Annotated in this window: 17 protein-coding genes; 8 read left to right on the top strand and 9 right to left on the bottom strand. The window is 70.8% G+C overall.

Annotated features, from left to right (window positions below; translation table 11 throughout):
• Positions 1–36 precede the first annotated feature (36 nt).
• Both OHT01_RS18375 and OHT01_RS18380 read right to left on the bottom strand, forming a co-directional pair.
• Positions 37–1,842, bottom strand: coding sequence for a hypothetical protein (locus tag OHT01_RS18375; RefSeq protein WP_328554224.1), 1,806 nt, complete (start codon positions 1,840–1,842; stop codon positions 37–39).
• 369 nt (positions 1,843–2,211) lie between these two features.
• Positions 2,212–3,342: an alpha/beta hydrolase gene (locus OHT01_RS18380; RefSeq protein ID WP_328554225.1), complete on the bottom strand. Its 1,131-nt coding sequence runs from the start codon at positions 3,340–3,342 to the stop codon at positions 2,212–2,214.
• Positions 3,343–3,541: 199 nt separating this feature from the next.
• On the opposite strand from OHT01_RS18380, the gene OHT01_RS18385 reads away from it, so the two are divergent.
• The 6 genes from OHT01_RS18385 (at position 3,542) to OHT01_RS18410 (ending at position 8,718) form a co-directional block, all read left to right on the top strand.
• Positions 3,542–5,371: a phosphatidylglycerol lysyltransferase domain-containing protein gene (locus tag OHT01_RS18385; protein ID WP_443043410.1), complete on the top strand. Its 1,830-nt coding sequence runs from the start codon at positions 3,542–3,544 to the stop codon at positions 5,369–5,371.
• 169 nt (positions 5,372–5,540) lie between these two features.
• Complete coding sequence (gene folP / locus OHT01_RS18390; protein ID WP_328554227.1) at positions 5,541–6,452, top strand: dihydropteroate synthase; 912 nt, start codon at positions 5,541–5,543, stop codon at positions 6,450–6,452.
• Complete coding sequence (locus tag OHT01_RS18395; RefSeq protein ID WP_328554228.1) at positions 6,449–6,943, top strand: nuclear transport factor 2 family protein; 495 nt, start codon at positions 6,449–6,451, stop codon at positions 6,941–6,943. The genes folP and OHT01_RS18395 overlap by 4 nt, the downstream gene beginning before the upstream one ends.
• 248 nt (positions 6,944–7,191) lie before the next feature.
• On the top strand, positions 7,192–7,551 hold the full coding sequence (gene folB / locus OHT01_RS18400; RefSeq protein ID WP_037625942.1) for a dihydroneopterin aldolase: 360 nt from the start codon (positions 7,192–7,194) through the stop codon (positions 7,549–7,551).
• On the top strand, positions 7,548–8,159 hold the full coding sequence (folK, locus tag OHT01_RS18405; RefSeq protein WP_328554229.1) for a 2-amino-4-hydroxy-6-hydroxymethyldihydropteridine diphosphokinase: 612 nt from the start codon (positions 7,548–7,550) through the stop codon (positions 8,157–8,159). The genes folB and folK overlap by 4 nt, the downstream gene beginning before the upstream one ends.
• Before the next feature lie 70 nt (positions 8,160–8,229).
• Positions 8,230–8,718: a DUF3180 domain-containing protein gene (locus OHT01_RS18410; RefSeq protein ID WP_328554230.1), complete on the top strand. Its 489-nt coding sequence runs from the start codon at positions 8,230–8,232 to the stop codon at positions 8,716–8,718.
• A gap of 20 nt (positions 8,719–8,738) precedes the next feature.
• Here the strand turns inward: OHT01_RS18410 and folE are convergent, their stop codons facing one another.
• The 6 genes from folE to dacB form a co-directional block, all read right to left on the bottom strand.
• The gene (gene folE, locus OHT01_RS18415) at positions 8,739–9,344 is read right to left on the bottom strand and encodes a GTP cyclohydrolase I FolE (protein ID WP_266761221.1); all 606 of its coding nucleotides are present in this window, start codon (positions 9,342–9,344) and stop codon (positions 8,739–8,741) included.
• A gap of 145 nt (positions 9,345–9,489) precedes the next feature.
• Complete coding sequence (gene ftsH, locus OHT01_RS18420; RefSeq protein ID WP_328554231.1) at positions 9,490–11,517, bottom strand: ATP-dependent zinc metalloprotease FtsH; 2,028 nt, start codon at positions 11,515–11,517, stop codon at positions 9,490–9,492.
• A 199-nt stretch (positions 11,518–11,716) separates the two neighbouring features.
• Entirely contained in the window at positions 11,717–12,277 is a 561-nt protein-coding gene (gene hpt / locus OHT01_RS18425; RefSeq protein ID WP_037625953.1) for a hypoxanthine phosphoribosyltransferase, read from the bottom strand.
• Positions 12,278–12,443: 166 nt separating this feature from the next.
• Positions 12,444–13,601: a tRNA lysidine(34) synthetase TilS gene (gene tilS / locus OHT01_RS18430; RefSeq protein ID WP_328554232.1), complete on the bottom strand. Its 1,158-nt coding sequence runs from the start codon at positions 13,599–13,601 to the stop codon at positions 12,444–12,446.
• A 193-nt stretch (positions 13,602–13,794) separates the two neighbouring features.
• Positions 13,795–14,943, bottom strand: a complete 1,149-nt coding sequence (locus tag OHT01_RS18435) for a zinc-dependent metalloprotease (protein WP_328554233.1) — start codon at positions 14,941–14,943, stop codon at positions 13,795–13,797.
• 129 nt (positions 14,944–15,072) lie between these two features.
• Positions 15,073–16,629, bottom strand: a complete 1,557-nt coding sequence (gene dacB, locus OHT01_RS18440) for a D-alanyl-D-alanine carboxypeptidase/D-alanyl-D-alanine endopeptidase (RefSeq protein WP_328554234.1) — start codon at positions 16,627–16,629, stop codon at positions 15,073–15,075.
• A gap of 79 nt (positions 16,630–16,708) precedes the next feature.
• Here dacB and OHT01_RS18445 point away from each other — a divergent pair, with 79 nt between their 5' ends.
• Together OHT01_RS18445 and OHT01_RS18450 are read left to right on the top strand one after the other, a co-directional pair.
• Positions 16,709–17,200: an inorganic diphosphatase gene (locus OHT01_RS18445; protein ID WP_328558164.1), complete on the top strand. Its 492-nt coding sequence runs from the start codon at positions 16,709–16,711 to the stop codon at positions 17,198–17,200.
• 157 nt (positions 17,201–17,357) lie between these two features.
• Positions 17,358–19,016, top strand: a complete 1,659-nt coding sequence (locus OHT01_RS18450; RefSeq protein ID WP_328554235.1) for a threonine/serine ThrE exporter family protein — start codon at positions 17,358–17,360, stop codon at positions 19,014–19,016.
• Positions 19,017–19,077: 61 nt separating this feature from the next.
• Here OHT01_RS18450 and OHT01_RS18455 read toward each other — a convergent pair whose 3' ends face one another.
• Positions 19,078–20,220: a DedA family protein gene (locus OHT01_RS18455; RefSeq protein WP_328554236.1), complete on the bottom strand. Its 1,143-nt coding sequence runs from the start codon at positions 20,218–20,220 to the stop codon at positions 19,078–19,080.
• Between the last annotated feature and the right edge of the window lie 102 nt (positions 20,221–20,322).

Consider the following 20,322-nt stretch of genomic DNA (forward strand, 5'->3'; position numbering starts at 1 on the left):
TGTTCCGTACGCCTGCTCGGCGGGCGGGCGGGCGGCTCAGGAAGCCGCGGTCCGCAGCCCCGTCATGTTGATGTGCTCGGTCTCGTCGTGCGCGGTCAGGTCGATGACCTGGCGGTCGGCACCGCCGGCATCCTCGCTCGCGGGCTTGAACCCGGACTCGGCCTCGGCCTTGTGCAGGGCGAGCGCCTCCTGGCCGACCACATCGGCCAGGTCCTCGTTCTGCACGGCCTCCATCGCGGCGGCGTCGGACTCCTCCGTCTGCGTACCGAAGAAGTCGAACCCTCCCTCGGCCGACGGAGGCCGCACCGGCGCGGTGTGCGGGACGACGGCCACCGCCGTCGGCACGGTGAAGTGCCCGGTCCGCTGGGCGGGCTTGGCGTGCTGCGACGCCCGCGCCTGCTGTGCCGCCTCGGCCTGAGGGGACGGAGCGGTCCGAGCGGACGCGGCGGGCTGCGACGGGTGAGCCTCGGCGGCCGCGCGCTGATGCTCGCCGACCGCCTCGGGCTTCCCCTGCGCCCCACCCGCTTCCGCGACGGAGTCCGCGGAGGGACCCGTCCCGGTGGCCGATGCGCCCGTCGGGGCCTCCCCGTTCACGGCCGCGTCGTTCGTCGCGACCGTGTCCTTCGCCGCGACCGCCTCCGTGGTCACGAGAGCGTCCTTGGCCGCGGCCGCGCCCTTCCGCATCGCCGCGCGCCGCTTCGCCGCCGCGTCCCTCTTGACGGCCGCGTCCAGCGCGGACTCGCCGCGGGCGGGCACGCCGGTCGCGGACTCGGCCGTCGCCGGTTCGGCCTCCTGGCCGGCATCCGCAACGACATCGACCGAACCGGGGTCCGCGCCGGGGTCCCTGTCCGGCAGCGCCAGGGCCACGGAGCCGGAGATCGTACGGACCTCGGCACCGCTCGTGATCCGGCTCAGCGCCGCGCCGGCCCGAAGGAACAGCGACGACCCGGCCGGAGAGAAGACCTCGGGAGACTCGCCGGTCCCGGTCCCGGTCCCGGTCCCGTTCTCGACCTCGGCCGACGCCTCCGAGTCCGCGCCCGCGTCCACATCTGCGTCCACGTCCGCGTCAAAAGGAGCTGTGTCGTCATCGGGCGCCGTGAAGGCCTCGATGGCGTCCATCCCGCTCCCGCGCACGGCCACCGCGCCCCCGGGCTCCCCCGGCTTCTCGAACGTCCCCGATTCCGCGGAGCCGTCGGAGCCCCCGAAGTCCTCCGAAGTCTCCGATCCGTCCGGTTCCCCGGAGGTCTCGACCGACTCGTTCACGTCCGGCGAATCCACCGTGTCGACGACGTCCGCCGTGTCCGGGGACTCCGGCGTGCCGGACGGCTCCGTGGTCTCCGCCGCGTCGGGGGCCGTCCGCGCCGCAGGAAGGGCGCGGACCGGGACCGAGGCCTCTATGGCGAGCTGCCGACGCCCCTCCAGGGCGGTCGCGCGCTCGGTCTCCGCCGTGGCGTACCGCCGCAGCAGCGCCGCGTGTTCATTGCGCAGGCCGGCCAGCTCGGTGCGCTTGGCGCGCAGCTTCTGCTCCAGCTTGACGCGCAGTTCGCGCGACTCGTCGAGGTCCGTCTCCAGCTCGGCGACGCGCTCCTCATGACGCCACTCGTCGCTCGCCCGCGCGCGCGTGAGGTCGGCGACACGTTTGCCCGCGGCGCTGTCCCAGCGGCGCATGACGACCGCACCGGCGACCGCCGTCACCGCGGCACCCGCGGCCAGGACACGGAGCGCGAACGCCTCCGTGAACAGCCAGGGCCCTGCGGCGCAGACGAGCGACACGCCGGCGATCGCCGAAGGAGGCAGCACCCTGTGCAAGGGCGGGGAATGGCGGTGGCGTCCACGTGGCATGGCCAGAAACTTACCGCGCGTAGGCGAATCTTGGTGCCCCGCACGGTAAAAACACAGTCACCCCGGAACCTTTGTCCTGTACCGAGCGTCGGCAGGACACACCGCTTGTCCCATAAGGCCCGGCACGCCCCCCGGTCGGACCCGCTTCTCGATCAATTCCACCGGCTCCGGACGGTTCACCGAATCGGAATCTTCGGGCACGATATTTCCCCGGGCGACGACATTCCTCCGCGTCCGGCACCGAATTCGTCCGAACGGCACAGCGCTGCCCGACGCCGCCCGACGTGAGACGGGAACGGGACGGCGCGATGAGGAGAAAGAACCGGTCCGGAGCGTCTCGGCGGTCACTGGGGCCCCGGCCGGCACGTCTCAACGGTCGCTCAGCCGCCCGCTGATCCATTGCAGCGTCCCCGGGATCTCCCGCCGCCACGTGTTGAAGTTGTGGCCGCCGCTGTCGAGGATGATCGACGAGATCCTGGTACGCCCCTTGGACTTCACCAGGTCTATGAAGTTCAGCGTGGCCTTGTAGTTGGATTCGCCCGACCTGCTGCTGGTGACGAGGAGCGAGGTGTCGGGCGCGGGCCGGTTCTTCAGGTACCAGCGCAGGTCGGCACCATTGCGCAAGGCCTTGTCTCCGCGGAAGAGATCGCCCGTCGTACGGTCGATCGGCGCCTTGTAGTACGGCGACAGGCCGGCCCCGGCGGCGTACACCCCGGGATGACGGACGGCGAGCTTCAGCGCGCAGTAGCCGCCCGTCGAATCGCCGATGACGCCCCAGCTCCCGGGCGTTCGGCCCACCCTGTAGTGGGCAGACACGGCCTCGGGGAGGTCATTGGCGAAGAAGGACTCGGTCTGCGGACCGCCGGGGATGTCCACGCACTCGGTGTCCCTCGGCGGGGCGACGGTCGGCCGCAGCATGACCAGGATCATCGGCTGGATCCTGCCGTTCTTGGCCAGACGATTCGCCGTCTGCGGGAAGTGCAGGGCCTTGATGAGCGCCTGGGCGGTACCGGGGTAGCCGGTCAGCACGGTGACGGCGGGGAACGTCCGGGTGCGGTACTGCCGCTGGAAGTACTCCGGCGGCAGGTAGACGTACGCCGGTGTGGCGATGCGGGTCGTACGGCCGACGATGTCGATCTTCTGGATCTGGCCGCCCGTCTGCGGCCGGGCCCCGCCGGAGACGGCCACCTGCTGCGTGTCCACCACCTGGAGGGGGCCGCCGTTCGGACCACCCGCGCCGTTGTGGTCGACGACCACACCCTCGCCGCTCTCTCTGCCGAGGAGGTCCGCCCAGCTCGCGTAGAACCCGAACGCCTGGTTGGCGGACAGTCCGATCGAGGCGAAGAGCATGACCTGGGTGGCCAGCAGCAGCCCCACACGGCCGCTGACGGACCACCAGGTGCGCCGGGCGAGCCGCGGCCACCACCACACCGTGCCGATGAACAGCAGCACGGCGAGCAGGATCACCAATGCCAGCACCTTGTTGCTCGTGAGACCCATGGGTTGCTCCGCCTGCGCTTTCCGTCCGGGTCCGTCCCGCACATTGGCGAGCCCTTGCCCTGGACTTTCCTTGCCTTTTGAACCGGCTTTCCTGAAGGGAGTGAACCTGTCTCCCCAAGACACCGTCCTAGAGGGCGCAATGTCGCCGGATGCCGGAATGGCACCGGATTCAAGGTCTCTCGCAGAACCACGGGATGCGATGTCTGTCAGGATAGATGGGGAATTGTCGGGTGGGGTTCCAGACCGAACAGGCCGAACGCGGCGCATACTCCGCGGTCCGAGCCCGGAGGTCGTCCCCGCCCTGGTCGCCAGGGCCTGCACACTCGTAGGTCTCCTGGACATCGCCGCGGGCGTCTTCCCGCGCTTCCGTCACAGCCGTATGCACGCCCTGGCCGAGGTGCTGCCCGGCGCGTTCGGACCGTTCGCCGCGGCGCTGTCGCTGAGCGCCGGCGTGCTCCTGCTGCTGCTCGCCCACGGGCTGCGCCGCCGCAAACGGCGGGCGTGGCGCGCCGCGGTCCTGCTGCTCCCGGCGGGTGCCGCCGCGCAGTTCGCGTACCGCCACTCGATCATCGGCGTGGTCATCTCGGCGGCGCTGCTCGCACCGCTGCTGCGCAACCGGGACGAGTTCGCCGCGCTGCCCGATCCGCGCAGCCGCTGGCGCGCGCTGGCCAACTTCGTTCTCATGGGCGCCGGTTCCCTCGTCCTCGGACTCGTCATCGTCAGCGTCCACGAGGACCGCATGATCGGCGACCCGAGCCTGGCCGACCGCATTACCCACGTCCTGTACGGCCTGGTCGGCTTCGAGGGCCCCGTCGACTACGCAGGACCGACCTCCTGGACCGTCGCCTTCTCCCTCGGCGCGCTCGGCTGGCTGACCGCCGTCACCACCGTCTACCTCGCCTTCCGGCCCGAACACCCGGCCGCCCGCCTCACCGAGGACGACGAGGCCAGGCTGCGGGTCCTCCTGGACCGGCACGGCGGCCGCGACTCCCTCGGGCACTTCGCTCTGCGCCGCGACAAGGCGGTCGTCTTCTCGCCCAGCGGCAAGGCGGCGGTCACCTACCGGGTCGTCTCCGGGGTGATGCTCGCCAGCGGTGACCCCATCGGCGACGTCGAGGCCTGGCCCGGCGCGATCGAGCGCTTCATGGACGAGGCCAGGGCCCACTCGTGGACCCCCGCCGTCATGGGCTGCTCCGAGACCGGCGGCGAGGTGTGGACCCGTGAAACCGGCCTCGACGCCCTCGAACTGGGGGACGAGGCGGTGGTGGATGTCGCGGATTTCTCCCTGTGCGGGCGCTCGATGCGGAACGTGCGCCAGATGGTCAAACGCATCGAACGCGCCGGCTACGAGACCCGCGTACGGCGCATCCGTGACCTCGGCGAAGGAGAGCTGGAACGGATACGGCGGGCCGCCGAGGACTGGCGCGGCACCGACACCGAGCGCGGCTTCTCCATGGCGCTCGGCCGCATAGGTGACCCGTCCGACGGGGACTGCCTGATCGCCACGGCGCACAAGACCGACGACCCGCCCGGCCCGTACGGCGATCTGAAGGCCGTCCTGCACTTCGTCCCCTGGGGCACGGACGGTGTGTCGCTCGACCTGATGCGCCGCGACCGTTCGGCCGACCCCGGCATGAACGAACTGCTCATCGTGGCGGCGCTCCAGGCGTCGCCCCGCCTCGGCGTCGAACGGATCTCGCTCAACTTCGCGATGTTCCGCTCGGCGCTCGCCCGCGGCGAGAAGATCGGCGCCGGGCCCGTGCTGCGTGCCTGGCGCGGACTGCTGGTGTTCCTGTCCCGCTGGTTCCAGATCGAGTCGCTGTACAAGTTCAACGCCAAGTTCCGCCCGCGCTGGGAGCCGCGTTTCGTCGTCTACGCCGCCTCCCGCGACCTCCCCCGCATCGGCCTCGCCGCGATGCAGGCCGAGGGCTTCGTGAACCTCGCCCTGCCCCGCATCCTGCGCCGCCGCGCACCGGCCCCGCGCCCCTGCGCGCACACGGTGGCGGAGCGGGAGGTCAGGGCCGTGTAGCCACGGGCCGCGGGCCCGGCGGATCCGCTCGGGGGACGGGAAACGGGCCGCGGGCGGCCGCGGGGTCCCGCCGACGGCCCCGGCTGGAGGAATCCACGCCCGCCCGCCGCCGTCCGCCCGGACCGGCGGACGGCACTGGGGCCCGCCGCGGGAGGCCTAGGCTGGACGTATGACTATTGAGCGCGGGCGCGGCCGGGTCGCGGGACTGCCGACGTGGGACCGCTGCGCGGTCATGGGGGTCGTGAACGTCACCCCCGATTCCTTCTCCGACGGCGGCCGCTGGTTCGACACGACGGCCGCCGTCAAGCACGGCCTCGGCCTGGTCGCCGAGGGCGCCGACCTCGTGGACGTGGGCGGCGAGTCCACCCGCCCCGGAGCCACCCGCGTCGACGAGGCGGAGGAGCTCAAGCGCGTCATCCCCGTCGTCCGCGGCCTCGCCTCCGAAGGCGTCACCGTCTCCGTGGACACCATGCGCGCCTCCGTCGCCGAGCGGTCCCTCGCCGCGGGCGCCGCCCTCGTCAACGACGTCAGCGGCGGCCTCGCCGACCCGGCGATGATCCCGGCCGTCGCGGCCGCGGGCGCCCCCTTCGTGGTCATGCACTGGCGCGGCTTCCTGGCGGGCGGGAACGTCCAGGGGACGTACGAGGACGTGGTCCGCGAAGTCCTCGACGAACTGCACGCGCGCGTGGAGGCCGTTCTGGCGGGCGGCATCGCCCCCGACCGCGTCGTCGTCGACCCCGGGCTCGGCTTCTCCAAGAACCCCGAACACGACCTGGCCCTCCTCGCCCACCTCGACCGCCTCCGCTCGCTCGGCCACCCCCTGCTGGTCGCCGCCTCCCGCAAACGCTTCCTCGGCCGCGTCCTGGCCGGCCCCGAGGGCGCCCCGCCCCCCGCGCGCGAGCGCGACGCCGCCACCGCAGCCGTCTCGGCGATCGCCGCCCAGCAGGGCGCCTGGGCGGTCCGCGTGCACGAGGTACGGGCCACCGCCGACGCCGTACGGGTCGCACGCGCCGTCGAGGGTGCCCGGACCGGCGGGGCATCGCGCGCCGCCGGTGGTCCGGCGGCAGAGGGAGCCCGGTGAGCACACCCCGTACCGACGTCGAGCAGGTCGAACTCGCCAACACGGCGTTCTACGAGGCGATGGAGCGGGGCGACTTCGAGGAACTGTCCTCGCTGTGGCTGGCCCCGCTGGACACGTCCGACGACGACTTCGAGGGCGAGGGCGCGGTCGTCTCCTGCGTCCACCCCGGCTGGCCCGTCCTCAACGGCCGCGGCGAGGTGCTCCGCTCGTACGCCCTGATCATGGCGAACACGGAGTACATCCAGTTCTTCCTCACCGACGTGCGTGTGTCCGTCTCCGGGGACACGGCCCTGGTCACCTGTACCGAGAACATCCTCAGCGGCGGCCCCGCCCCCGAGGACAGCGACGAGCTCGGCCCGCTCGTCGGCCAGCTCGTCGTCGCCACGAACGTGTTCCGCCGCACCTCCGACGGCTGGAAACTCTGGTCGCACCACGGCTCCCCCGTACTGGCCGACTCCGGTGAGGAAGAGGACGAGGACACCGCCGGTTGAGTGGGTATACGGCCCGCAGGGACCAACAGGCGATTGGAATCGCCTGCCCGGGGTAGGGGCGGCTATCAACCCGTGAGCCGCCGTGTTCCCCGGGGGAAACACCCGGTGAAGCCTCGGGCCCTCACCGGGGCGCCCCTCCCCACGGGCGAGCGTTGTCAGTGCCCGCAGGTAGATTCGTTCGAGGCCGGTGCGCCGACCGCACTCGGCGCAGGACGGCCGTTACCGACGAGATTGCAGGAGTGATTCGCGTGGATCGTGTCGCGCTGCGCGGCCTCAAGGCCCGCGGGCACCACGGCGTCTTCCAGAAGGAGCGCGAGGAGGGCCAGACCTTCATCGTGGACCTGACGCTGGGCCTGGACACCCGACCGGCCGCGGCCGACGACGACCTGGCGAAGACCGTGCACTACGGCATCGTGGCGGAAGAGGTCGTCGCCGTCGTCGAGGGCGAGCCGGTCGATCTCATCGAGACGCTGGCCGAGCGCATCGCCCAGACGTGTCTCAAGCACGACGGCGTCCAGGAGGTCGAGGTCTGCGTCCACAAACCGGACGCGCCCATCACGGTCCCCTTCGACGACGTGACCGTCACGATCATCCGGAGCCGAGTATGACCGCGTCCTTCACCGAGGGTCAGAGCGACCCGACCGTACAGCCGGTGCCCGCCTCCGTGGTCGAGCGGGTGGACGCGGCCGACACGACCCTGTCCAACCCGCGGCGCGCGGTGATCTCCCTCGGCTCGAACCTGGGCAACCGCCTGGAGACCCTGCAGGGCGCCATCGACGCCCTGGAGGACACCCCGGGCGTCCGCGTCAAGGCGGTCTCCCCCGTCTACGAGACGGAGCCCTGGGGCGTCGAACCCGGCAGCCAGCCCTCGTACTTCAACGCCGTCGTGGTGCTCAGGACCACCCTCCCGCCGTCCTCGCTCCTGGAGCGGGCCCACGCCGTCGAGGAGGCCTTCAACCGGGTGCGGGACGAGCGCTGGGGGCCCCGCACGATCGACGTGGACATCGTGGCGTACGCCGATGTCGTCTCCGACGACCCGGTGCTGACCCTCCCTCACCCGCGCGCCCACGAGCGGGCCTTCGTCCTCGCCCCCTGGCACGACGTGGATCCCGAGGCCCAGCTCCCCGGGCGCGGCCCCGTCGCCCAGCTCCTGGCCTCGGTCACCCGGGACGGTGTAGCGGCCCGCGCCGATCTGGAACTCCGGCTGCCCGAGTAGTCGTTAAGGTCAAGACGACCACCGGCGGGCCGACAGGGGCCCGGCCGAAGGCGGCTACCGAAGGGGCAACGTGAAAGAGCTGCGTATCAGGACACTGGCCGCCGTTTTCGTGGTGGCCGGAGTGCTGTCCTGGGCGGGCGCCCGCCTGTGGAACGCGGTGGGCACGCTGCCCCGGGTCCCGCTGGCCGCCCCCATCGTGCTCGCCCTGATCGCGATCGTCCTCCTGGCGACGGCTCTGTCGCTGCGCTCCCGCCTCAAGGCCCAGCGTGAGCGCCGCCCCGGCGCCAAGGGTGTCGATCCGCTGATGGCCGCCCGCGCGGTCGTCTTCGGCCAGGCGAGCGCCCTGGTGGCCGCCCTGGTGGCCGGGATGTACGGCGGCACCGGCGTCTTCCTCCTGGAATCACTGGAGGTCCCCACCCGCCGCGACCAGGCCATCTACGCAGGCCTCTCCGTCGTCGCCGGCATCGGCGTGATAGCGGCCGCCTTCTTCCTGGAGCGTGTCTGCAAGCTCCCGGAGGACGACGACGAACACCACGGCGGGGCCGCTCCGGTGGCGTAGCGCGTCCGCCCCCGAGGCCCCTAGCGGGCCATGATGAGGCTCATCGCCTCGTTGCGCGTGGCCGCGTCCCTCAGTTGTCCGCGCACCGCCGACGTGATGGTCTTGGCGCCCGGCTTGCGGATGCCGCGCATGGACATGCACATGTGCTCGCACTCGACGACCACGATCACACCGCGCGGCTCCAGGATCTCCATCAGCGAGTCGGCGATCTGCGTGGTCAGCCGTTCCTGCACCTGGGGACGACGGGCGTAGACGTCGACGAGGCGGGCCAGCTTCGACAGACCCGTGATCTTGCCGCTGGTGGCCGGGATGTAGCCGACGTGCGCGACCCCCCTGAACGGGACCAGGTGATGCTCGCACGTGCTGAACACCTCGATGTCCTTCACCAGGACCATCTCGTCGTGGCCCAGGTCGAACGTCGTCGTCAGCACGTCCTCCGGCTGCTGCCACAGGCCCGCGAATATCTCCTTGTACGCCCGCGCCACCCGCCCCGGCGTCTCCCTCAGGCCCTCGCGGTCCGGGTCCTCGCCGACCGCGATCAGGAGCTCTCGTACGGCGTTCTCGGCACGCTTCTCGTCGAACTCGCCGATCACGCCCTCGCCGTCCAGCGTCACGGGGTCGGTCATCTGGTCCTCGTTCCTGTGGATCCTGTGCGTACCTCGACGCGTCCAAAAGGCGCGGGCATACGAAAATGCCGCGCCCCCCAGGCTAGAACCTGGGGGGCGCGGCATCCATTCCGGGCCGGGTGAGACCGCCTGGAGCCGAACGGTGTCAGCTCTCGGTGCGGTCCTCCGGGGCCGCCTCCGTCGCCGGGACGGACTCCGTCGCGGTGGCGATGGCCGCCGCCGAGCCGTTCGCCCCGTTCGTCAGTGACAGCTCCTTGGGGGAGAGCACCGGCGGGCGGGTGGACGGCGTACGACGGGAGGAGCCGGTCCACGCGGGGCGGGCCGGGCGCTTGATGATCGGAGCGAAGACCTCGGCGATCTGCTCCTTGCTCAGCGTCTCCTTCTCCAGCAGCTGGAGCACCAGCGCGTCGAGGACGTCGCGGTTCTCGACCAGGATCTCCCAGGCCTCGTTGTGCGCGTTCTCGATGAGCTTCTTGACCTCTTCGTCGACGAGCGCGGCGACCTCTTCCGAGTAGTCACGCGGGTGCGACATCTCCCGGCCCAGGAAGGGCTCGGTGTTGTCGCCGCCGAACTTGATCGCGCCGAGACGCTCGGTCATGCCGTACTGCGTGACCATCGCGCGAGCGGTGGCCGTGGCCTTCTCGATGTCGTTCGCGGCACCGGTGGTCGGGTCGTGGAAGACGAGCTCCTCGGCCGCGCGGCCGCCCAGCATGTACGCAAGCTGGTCCAGCATCTCGTTGCGCGTGGTGGAGTACCTGTCCTCGTCCGGCAGGACCATCGTGTAGCCGAGAGCACGGCCTCGCGAGAGGATCGTGATCTTGTGGACCGGGTCGGAGTTCGGGGAAGCCGCCGCGACCAGGGCGTGTCCGCCCTCGTGGTACGCGGTGATCTTCTTCTCCTTGTCCGACATGATCCGGGTCCGCTTCTGCGGGCCCGCGACCACACGGTCGATCGCCTCGTCCAGCATGGAGTTGTCGATCAGCTTCTGGTTGCTGCGCGCGGTGAGCAGCGCCGCCTCGTTCAGCACGTTCGCCAGGTCGGCGCCCGTGAAGCCGGGGGTCCGGCGCGACACCGCGGACAGGTCGACGTCCGGAGCGACCGGCTTGCCCTTCTGGTGAACCTTGAGGATCTCCAGACGGCCCTGCATGTCCGGGCGGTCGACCGCGATCTGGCGGTCGAAGCGGCCGGGGCGCAGGAGGGCCGGGTCGAGGATGTCGGGCCGGTTCGTGGCGGCGATCAGGATGACGCCGCCCTTCACGTCGAAGCCGTCCATCTCGACGAGCAGCTGGTTGAGGGTCTGCTCACGCTCGTCGTGACCACCGCCGAGGCCGGCGCCGCGATGGCGGCCGACCGCGTCGATCTCGTCGACGAAGACGATCGCCGGAGCGTTCGCCTTGGCCTGCTCGAACAGGTCACGGACTCGGGAGGCACCGACACCGACGAACATCTCGACGAAGTCGGAACCCGAGATCGAGTAGAAGGGAACGCCGGCTTCGCCCGCGACGGCGCGCGCGAGGAGCGTCTTGCCCGTACCAGGAGGGCCGTACAGCAGGACGCCCTTGGGGATCTTCGCGCCGACGGCCTGGAACTTCGCCGGCTCCTGGAGGAACTCCTTGATCTCGTGGAGCTCCTCGACGGCCTCGTCCGAGCCCGCGACGTCCGCGAACGTCGTCTTCGGGGTGTCCTTGGTGATGAGCTTCGCCTTGGACTTCCCGAAGTTCATGACCCGGGAGCCGCCGCCCTGCATCTGGTTCATCAGGAACAGGAAGACGACGACGATGAGAACGAAGGGAAGCAGAGACAGCAGGATGCCCACGAAGGGGTTCTGCTTGGACGGAGAGACGGTGTAGCCGTCCGGAATCTGCTTGTTCTGGTACTTGTCCTGCAGTGTGTTGGCGAGGGCAACGCCCTGGTCGCCGATGTAGCTCGCCTGGATCTTCGAGCTGCCGTCAACCTTCTCGCCGTCCTTCAGCGAGACCTTGATGACCTGCTCGTCGCCAGTGGTGATCTTGGCTGACTGGGCCTTGTTGTCGTTGATCGCCCGGACGACCTGGCCGGTGTCCACCGTCTTGTAGCCGCCGGACGAACCGACGACCTGCATCAACACGACCACGGCAAGGACGGCCAGCACGATCCACATGACCGGCCCACGGAAGTATCGCTTCACGTCCATCCATACGGAGCGGTGTCGCCCCGTCCCTCCTGCCATAGTGAGTTTGATAAAGACTGTTCTTCGGACGGTACCCCAGCATTGTCACCCGAAGCCGCAGGGGACTGCTGGCAATCCCGCCCACGCATGCTCCAACGGCGCGAAACCCGCTGGGGTTCCCGAACGTCCCGCAAGGACTGAGCCGCCCTCAGGAAGGGGGCGCTCAGCCGCCGTAGACGTGAGGCGCGAGCGTACCGACGAACGGGAGGTTCCGGTACTTCTCGGCGTAGTCCAGGCCGTACCCGATGACGAACTCGTTCGGGATGTCGAAGCCGACCCACTCCACGTCGATCGCGACCTTGGCCGCGTCCGGCTTGCGCAGCAGCGTGCACACCTTGAGCGAGGCGGGCTCGCGGGAGCCCAGGTTGGAGATCAGCCAGGACAGCGTCAGCCCCGAGTCGATGATGTCCTCGACGATCAGGACGTGCTTGCCCTTGATGTCGGTGTCGAGGTCCTTGAGGATCCGCACCACACCGGAGGACTGGGTGCCCGCGCCGTACGACGACACGGCCATCCAGTCCATGGTGACGGGGGTGGACAGCGCACGCGCGAGGTCCGCCATGACCATCACGGCGCCCTTGAGCACCCCGACGATCAGCAGGTCCTTGCCCGCGTACTCCGCGTCGATCTTCGCGGCCAGCTCAGCCAGCTTCGCGTCGATCTCTTCCTTGGTGATGAGCACCGACTTGAGGTCGGTGCCCATGTCTTTCGCGTCCACCCGCATCACTTTCGGTCGTCCGTCCCACTTTTTTGGGCTCGTTCACCTGCGGGGCGCCCGTGTCACTGGCGGCGGTCCCCTCGGCTCACCCGCGCGGCCGCTCGGACCGCCCGCGACCCGAGTGAAGGGGTCCCGGGGAGCCGCGTGAGCGGCCCCGGTGCAGGGTCCGGTTTCAGCCTTGCCGAATCACCAGTCTGCCACCCTGGCGCTGAGCGACGACTTTGCCCGGGAGATTGATGGCCCCCTGACCGCGCCATCCGGTGATCAGCCGGTCGATTTCCTCGATGTGGCGGGCGAACAGCGAACCGGCCGGAGCACCCGCCTCGATGGCCGCGCGGCGCAGGATCCGGCGGCGTACGGCGGGCGGCAGGGCGTAGAGCTTGGCGCACTCCAGGAGGCCGGCCGCGTCGCGCACGGACGCCTCCGCCTGGCTGGCCCAGGCGTCGAGGGCGTCCGCATCGTCGCGGGAGAGCTGGGCCGTACGGGCGAGTGCCTCGACGACTCCCTTGCCGAGCGCCTTCTCCAGGGCGGGCAGTCCCTCGTGGCGGAGCCGGGAGCGGGTGTAGGCCGGATCGGCGTTGTGCGGGTCGTCCCAGACGGGCAGCGACTGGACCATGCACGCCTTGCGGGCGGTCTGCCGGTCCAGGTGCAGGAAGGGACGGCGGTAACGGCCGTCGGCCCCCGAGACCGCGGCCATTCCGGACAGCGAGCGGATTCCGGAGCCGCGGGCGAGGCCGAGCAGGACCGTCTCGGCCTGGTCGTCCCGGGTGTGGCCGAGGAGGATCGCGGTGGCGCCGTGGCGCTCGGCGGCGGAGTCCAGGGCGGCGTACCGGGCGTCCCGGGCGGCGGCCTCGGGCCCCCCGTCGCGGCCGACGGTGACGGCGATGGACTCGGCCGGGGCCAGGCCCAGCTCGGTGAGGCGCACCACGACTTCGTCGGCGCGCGTGTCGGAGCCGGTCTGCAGACCGTGGTCGACGGTGATGCCGCCGGCCCGCATGCCGAGTTTGGGGGCCTCGAAGGCTAGGGCGGAGGCGAGCGCCATGGAATCGGCGCCGCCTGAACAGGCGACGAGCACGAGCGGCCCCGGGGACCCGTCCTCGACCGGCCGGGACCGGAGGGCGGGGGGCTCGTCGTGCGGGAGCCTCGCGGGCGCGGACGTGCGCCGCGTTCCGGGCGCGGGGACGCGCTCCGCGTCGGGCGTGCGGGGGCGCGCGGCACCGCGTGCGGGCGTGCGCCGGATGTCGGGGGCGGGCGGTTGCTCGGTGAGGATGTCGTGGAGTACGCGGCGGACCGCCAGGCGTATCGCCGCGACCGCAGGATGGGGACCCATGTCCGGTTCCCTTCATGAAGTTTTCGGGGGGTTAGCCCGGGGATCTGTCACTCAGAGTGTGTAGATGGTGACAGAACCGGGGCGTTCCCCGAGCATTGCACGCCTACCCGTGCTCCACGGTCCCTCGGACGGGTGATAGGAGGAGCGTTTGCCTGCCATCGGCCGGATTCGTTTCACGACCGTCCCGTAGGGTTCACGACTCCGCCTTGCGGTGCACCCGCGCGACCCAGTCCGCCGGTTTGGCGATCTCCGTCTTGGTCGGGAGGGTGTTCGGAGAGGTCCACACCCGGTTGAAGCCGTCCATGCCGACCTCGTCGACCACCGCCCGCACGAACCGCTCGCCGTCCCTGTACTGCCTGAGCTTGGCGTCCAGGCCGAGCAGTTTGCGCAGGGCCAGGTCGAGGCGGGAGGCGCCCTTGGCGCGGCGCTGCTGGAATTTCTCGCGGATCTCGGCGACGGAGGGGACCACGGCGGGCCCGACACCGTCCATCACGAAGTCGGCGTGTCCCTCCAGGAGCGACATCACGGCGGTGAGCCTGCCGAGGATCTCCCGCTGGGCCGGCGTCTGCACGATTTCCACGAGGGAACGCCCGCCGTCGTCCTCCTCGGTGTCGGGGCGGGAACCGGAGAGCGACTGGGCGGCCTCCCGGACGCGTTCCAGGACGGTCATGGGGTCGACCTCGGTCTCCGCCAAGAACGACTGGATTTCGCCCTCCAGGTGGTCGCGCAACCAGGGCACGGCCGTGAACTGGGTGCGGTGCGTCTCCTCGTGCAGGCACACCCACAGGCGGAAGTCGTGCGGCTGGACGTCGAGTTCGCGCTCGACGTGCACGATGTTCGGCGCGACCAGCAGGAGCCTGCCGCCTCCGTTGCCCGAGCCCGTGGGCGTCCCGGCGGGCAGGTCCCGCGTCGCGGGGGCGAACGTCTCGTACTGCCCGAGGACCCTCGACGACAGGAACGACAGCAGCATGCCCAGTTCGACGCCGGTGACCTTGCCGCCGACGGCGCCGAGGACGGCTCCGCCCGGGGTGCTCCCGCGCCGTTCCTGCATCTTGTCCAGAAGGGGCTTGAGGATCTCCCGGAACCCGGCGACGTTCGCCCGGACCCAGCCGGGGCGGTCGACGACGAGGACGGGGGTGTCGTGGACGACGTCGTCACCCATACGGGTAAAGCCCCGGACATGCTCCTCCGAGGCCTTCGCGTGCCGGCGCAGCTCCGCGACGATGGCCCGGGCCTCGTCGCGGCTCACCTCGGGGCCCGGCCGTACGAGCCGGGTCGCGGTCGCCACCGCGAGATTCCAGTCGACCATCCCAGTAGATGCAGCACCACCGATGCTCGTCATGCGTCAACCGTACGTGAGCGGGTCCGGCTGCGGTTAGGGGTACGGCGCCGGATGCGCCCTGAGCGAGGGGCTGCTGGTGCTTCTGGTGCCCACGGGTCGGGAGCGGCGCGATCCCCGTTCGACGCCCGGCTAACGGCAGCCGCACGCCACCAGTGCCGTCGCCGTGTGGTCCAACGCGGCCCGTGCCTCCAGGGGGTTCGGCGGGTGGGCGGCGTCGGAGGTCAGGAAGGCGAAGGCCAGCAGTCGGCCGTCCTTGTCGACGACGGTGCCGGCCAGGGTGTTGACGCCGGTCAGGGTGCCGGTCTTGGCGCGGACGACGCCGGTGGCGGTCGGCGCGTCGGTGTACCGGGTGCTGAGGGTGCCGGTGAAACCGGCGACGGGCAGCCCGGTGAGGACCGGCCGGAGTTCCGGGTGGGCCGGGTCGCCGGCCTTGGCCAGCAGGGACGTGAGCAGGTCGGCGGAGACCTTGTCGGCGCGGTTCAGGCCGCTGCCGTCCGCGAACTGCGCTCCGGACAGCGGGAGTCCGAGCTTCTTCAGCTGGGCGCGGATCGCCTTGGCGTCGCCGTCGAAGCTGGGTTCCTCGCCGGTGGCGAGGGCGACCTGGCGTGCGAGGGCCTCCGCGATGTCGTTGTCGCTGTTGGTCAGCATCCGCTCCACCAGGGCGGAGAGCGGCGGCGAGGAGACGGAGGCGAGGGCCTCGGAGCGGCTGGTCGCCTTCGAGGGGCCGGGCGAGGTCGTGGTGATGCCGTGACCGTGCAGCAGGTCGGCGAACTTCCGCGCGGCGTCCGCCGCCGGGTCCATGGCCCGGCCGGCCGGGCCGCTGGTCGTTCCGTCCAGCCGGCCCTCGTCGGCCATCAGGGGGGTGACCTTCGCGATGTTCTCGTTCACTCCGATGGGGTGGAGGTCGGGGCCGGAGTACAGCGAGGTGTCGTACGAGAGCGTCACGTGGTTCATGTGACGGGCCTTCAGGGCGGTGGCCGTCTCCTCGGCGAGGGTGCCCAGGTCCGCCCAGCCGTCCGCGGGCTTGCGGGCGGTCAGCGTCGGGTCGCCGCCGCCGACGAGCACGACCTCCTTGGTGTCGGGCTCCAGGACCGTGCGCGTCCGGATGCGGTGATCGGGGCCCGGCGCCGTGAGGGCGGCGACCGCGGTGGCGATCTTGGTGGTGGAGGCCGGCGTCTGGACCTGGTCGGCGCCCTTGCCGTAGAGCCGCTTGCCGGTCGCCACGTCGACCACGACGGCGGTGCGCACCGCGCCGAGGACGGGGTTGCCCAGCAGCGGGTCGAGGACCGACGCGAGGGCCTTCCCGGAGGGCGCGGGCACGGTGCTCGCGGAGCCGCCGAGCCCGGCCAGCACGGAGGCGGCGCTGGGGGCGGGCCGGGGTGACGTTCGGGGCGAACCGGATGTACGTGCGTGATCTGTGCCACCCTCGGGCGCCCGCGATGCGGCCCAGTCACGCTCGGCCGTACGCTGGCCGGTGGAGTCCCAGGGACCGGCCGCGGTCACCGCCCCGGCCGCGAGGGCCAGGCCGACGGTGGCCGCCACCGCTGTGAGCTGCGGTGTCGTCAATCGCACGGCACCGGGCCGAACGGCTTCGGTGATCCGCGCCACATGCGGTTTCACCGTTCGCGCGATCCGCACCACATGCGGTCTCGCAGCCCGCCAAGCCTTCAGCTCTGGCACGACCACCAGCCCCTTTCGCGATCACCCACCTGCGTGAGGGACACTTAATCACCAGAACTATGTGCTGATCATGGAGGAGCCACCGGTGGAGTTCGACGTCACGATCGAGATTCCGAAGGGTTCACGGAACAAGTACGAGGTGGACCACGAGACCGGTCGGATCCGTCTGGACCGTCGACTCTTCACCTCGACCAGCTACCCGGCCGACTACGGCTTCGTCGAGAACACTCTCGGCGAGGACGGGGACCCGCTGGACGCCCTGGTCATCCTGGACGAGCCGACCTTCCCGGGCTGCCTCATCCAGTGCCGCACGATCGGCATGTTCCGTATGACGGACGAGGCCGGCGGCGACGACAAGCTGCTGTGCGTCCCGGCGCACGACCCGCGGGTGGAGCACCTGCGCGACATCCACCACGTGTCGGAGTTCGACCGCCTGGAGATCCAGCACTTCTTCGAGGTCTACAAGGACCTGGAGCCGGGCAAGTCCGTCGAGGGCGCCGACTGGGTCGGCCGCACCGAGGCCGAGGCCGAGATCGAGCGTTCCTACAAGCGCTTCAAGGACCAGGGCGGTCACTGACCTCCCCGAGGGCGGTCGACGACCTCCCCCGCTTCCGAACGGGCCGCGCGATCCCCATGGGGGTCGCGCGGCCCGTTCGTGCCTTCCGTACGCATACTGAGGCATACGGAAGGCAAGAAGGAGAACGACAGGGACCCGAAAGGCGAGGCTGGAGTTGGTGGCGGACCCGGAAGCGGAAGACCGCAAGCCGCAGTCGGACGAGGCGCGGAGCGCGTTCAGCCCGCCCGCCGGTATGGCGGCGCCGGGGCCGGCGGCGGCCGACGAGGAGTCCTCGACCACCTCCGAGTTCGCGCTCCCCAAGGGTCTCGACGCACCGCAGCCGGCCGGTCCCGAGATGGAGGGCTCGGCGTTCAGCACGCCGCGCACCTACAGCGCCAAGCACGCCCCGCCCGCCTTCACACCGGCGACCGGCATCCCCCTGGTCAGCCTGACCAAGGACGCGCCGTGGCAGGACCGCATGCGCACGATGCTGCGCATGCCGGTCACCGAGCGGCCCGCGCCCGAACCCGTGCACAAGGAGGACGAGTCCGGGCCCGCCGTCCCGCGTGTCCTCGACCTGACCCTGCGCATCGGCGAGCTGCTGCTCGCGGGCGGTGAGGGCGCCGAGGACGTGGAGACGGCCATGTTCGCCGTCTGCCGCTCGTACGGGCTGGACCGCTGCGAGCCGACCGTCACCTTCACCCTGCTGTCGATCTCGCACCAGCCGTCCCTGGTCGACGATCCGGTGACGGCGTCACGGACCGTACGCCGCCGGGGCACCGACTACACCCGCCTGGCGGCCGTCTACCGGCTCGTGGACGACCTGAGCGACCCGGAGGCCGCGATCTCCCTGGAGGAGGCCTACGGGCGCCTCGCGGAGATGCGCCGCAACCGTCACCCCTACCCCGGCTGGGTGCTGACCTCCTCCGGCGGACTGCTGGCCGGGGCGGCCTCCGTCCTCGTCGGCGGTGACGCGCTCGTGTTCGTCGCCGCGGCGCTCGGCGCGATGCTGGGCGACCGGCTCGCCTGGCTGTGCGCGGGGCGCGGGCTGCCGGAGTTCTACCAGTTCACGGTGGCCGCGATGCCGCCGGCCGCGATAGGGGTCGCGCTCACGCTGGCGCACGTCGATGTGAACGCCTCGGCGGTGATCACCGGTGGGCTCTTCGCGCTGCTGCCGGGGCGGGCGCTCGTCGCGGGGGTGCAGGACGGGCTGACCGGCTTCTACATCACCGCGTCCGCCCGGCTGCTCGAAGTCATGTACTTCTTCGTGGGGATCGTCTCCGGCGTCCTGCTGGTGCTCTATTTCGGCGTCAAGCTGGGCACGCAGCTCAACCCGGACGCCGGACTGCACATCTCCGAGCGGCCGCTGATCCAGATCGCCGCGTCCATGCTGCTGTCGCTCACCTTCGCGGTACTGCTCCAGCAGGAACGTTCCACCGTCCTCGCGGTGACCCTCAACGGAGGCGTGGCCTGGTCGGTGTACGGGGCGATGCACTACGCGGGAGGGCTCTCGCCGGTGGCCTCCACGGCCGTCGCCGCGGGCCTGGTCGGTCTCTTCGGGCAGTTGCTCTCGCGCTACCGGTTCGCTTCGGCGCTGCCGTACACGACGGCCGCGATCGGACCCCTGCTGCCCGGTTCGGCGACCTACTTCGGGCTGCTGTCGATCGCCCAGAACGAGGTCGACAAGGGCTTGGTGTCGCTCACCAAGGCGGCGGCCCTCGCCATGGCCATCGCGATCGGCGTGAACCTGGGTTCGGAGATCTCGCGGCTGTTCCTGCGCCTGCCGGGCAGCTCCGCCGGGGGGCGGCGGGCCGCCAAGCGGACACGCGGGTTCTGAGGAGGGGTCCGGGCAGGGCCGCTCCCTGAATGCCGGGCCGGGAAATGCGGGTCCGGGCGTATCAGTTCTGCGTGGGGCCCTGACCGTAGCGGTACTGCTCGGCGCCGTACTGCTGCTGATGGCCCTGGGGGTGCTGCTGGGGCTGCTGCTGCGGGTGGGCCTGACCCTGGTCGTAGCCCTGCTGGTAACCCTGGTCGTACTGCGGCTGGCCGTACTGCTGCTGGTCGTAGCCATAGCCCTGGTCCGAGCCGTAGGGCTGCTGGTACGGCTGCTGCTGAGGCTGGGGCTGGGGCTGCTGGGACGGGTAGCCGTTGCCCTGATGGCCGTAGCCCTGCCCCTGATGGCCGTACGCGTCGTGGCTCTGGCTCTGGTTCCCGTACTGCCGGTCCTGGCCCTGGTTCCCGTACGACTGGCCGTGGCCCTGGTCGCCGTACTGCCGGCCCTGGCTGCCGTACGACGGGTCCTGGCCCTCGTGGACCGGCGGCACGCGCAGCGGCCTGGTCGCGTCGTCCATGACGGGCGCGGCGGGCCAGGCGTCGGGCTGGGCCTGGACGGGCTCCTGGAACTCCTGGGGCGGGTTCTTCTTGGCCTTCGAACGGGCGCGCAGGAACTCGATCATGATCGGGACCACCGAGACGAGCACGATCAGGATCAGGATCAGCTCGATGTTCTTGTTCACGAACTCGACCTTGCCGAGCCAGGAACCGAGCAGCGTGACACCCGCGCCCCACATCACGCCGCCGATGACGTTGAAGGTGAGGAAGGGGCGGTACTTCATGCCGCTGACGCCGGCGATGATCGGCGTGAACGTGCGCACGACGGGCACGAAGCGGGCCAGCACCAGGGACTTCGGCCCGTACTTCTCGAAGAACTCGTTGGCCTTGACCACGTTCTCCTGCTTGAACAGGCGGGAGTTCGGGCGGGTGAAGAGCGAGGGCCCGACCTTCTTGCCGAAGAGGTAGCCCGCCTGGTCGCCGAGGACCGCGGCGAGACAGATCAGCGGGATCGCGGCCCACAACGGGAAGTCCATGGCGTCCGTGGCGATCAGCAGACCGCAGGTGAACAGCAGCGAGTCACCCGGCAGGAAGAAACCGATGAGCAGGCCGGACTCGGCGAAGACGACCAGCAGCAGGCCCCATATGCCGAAGTTGTCCAGGAGCGTGTTCGGATCCAGCCAGCTGGGACCGAGGGCAAGCGTCATCACGGTTCCGGGCTCCTGAGGGTGAAGGGAGGTGCGGCGGTCCTGTACGGCCGACCAAAGCTATCAACGCAATGTGTCCACGCCAGGTTCCACCCGTGACTCCAG

It is taken from the genome of Streptomyces sp. NBC_00358, assembly GCF_036099295.1.
Lineage (GTDB): Bacteria > Actinomycetota > Actinomycetes > Streptomycetales > Streptomycetaceae > Streptomyces.

Coding starts and splice junctions, on each gene's coding strand:
- OHT01_RS18375 (WP_328554224.1), bottom strand. CDS start 1,842: ATGCCACGTGGACGCCACCGCCATTCCCCGCCCTTGCACAGGGTGCTG.
- folK (WP_328554229.1), top strand. CDS start 7,548: ATGACCGCGTCCTTCACCGAGGGTCAGAGCGACCCGACCGTACAGCCG.
- ftsH (WP_328554231.1), bottom strand. CDS start 11,517: ATGGACGTGAAGCGATACTTCCGTGGGCCGGTCATGTGGATCGTGCTG.
- OHT01_RS18380 (WP_328554225.1), bottom strand. CDS start 3,342: ATGGGTCTCACGAGCAACAAGGTGCTGGCATTGGTGATCCTGCTCGCC.
- OHT01_RS18385 (WP_443043410.1), top strand. CDS start 3,542: ATGTCTGTCAGGATAGATGGGGAATTGTCGGGTGGGGTTCCAGACCGA.
- tilS (WP_328554232.1), bottom strand. CDS start 13,601: ATGGGTCCCCATCCTGCGGTCGCGGCGATACGCCTGGCGGTCCGCCGC.
- folP (WP_328554227.1), top strand. CDS start 5,541: ATGACTATTGAGCGCGGGCGCGGCCGGGTCGCGGGACTGCCGACGTGG.
- hpt (WP_037625953.1), bottom strand. CDS start 12,277: ATGCGGGTGGACGCGAAAGACATGGGCACCGACCTCAAGTCGGTGCTC.
- folE (WP_266761221.1), bottom strand. CDS start 9,344: ATGACCGACCCCGTGACGCTGGACGGCGAGGGCGTGATCGGCGAGTTC.
- OHT01_RS18435 (WP_328554233.1), bottom strand. CDS start 14,943: ATGACGAGCATCGGTGGTGCTGCATCTACTGGGATGGTCGACTGGAAT.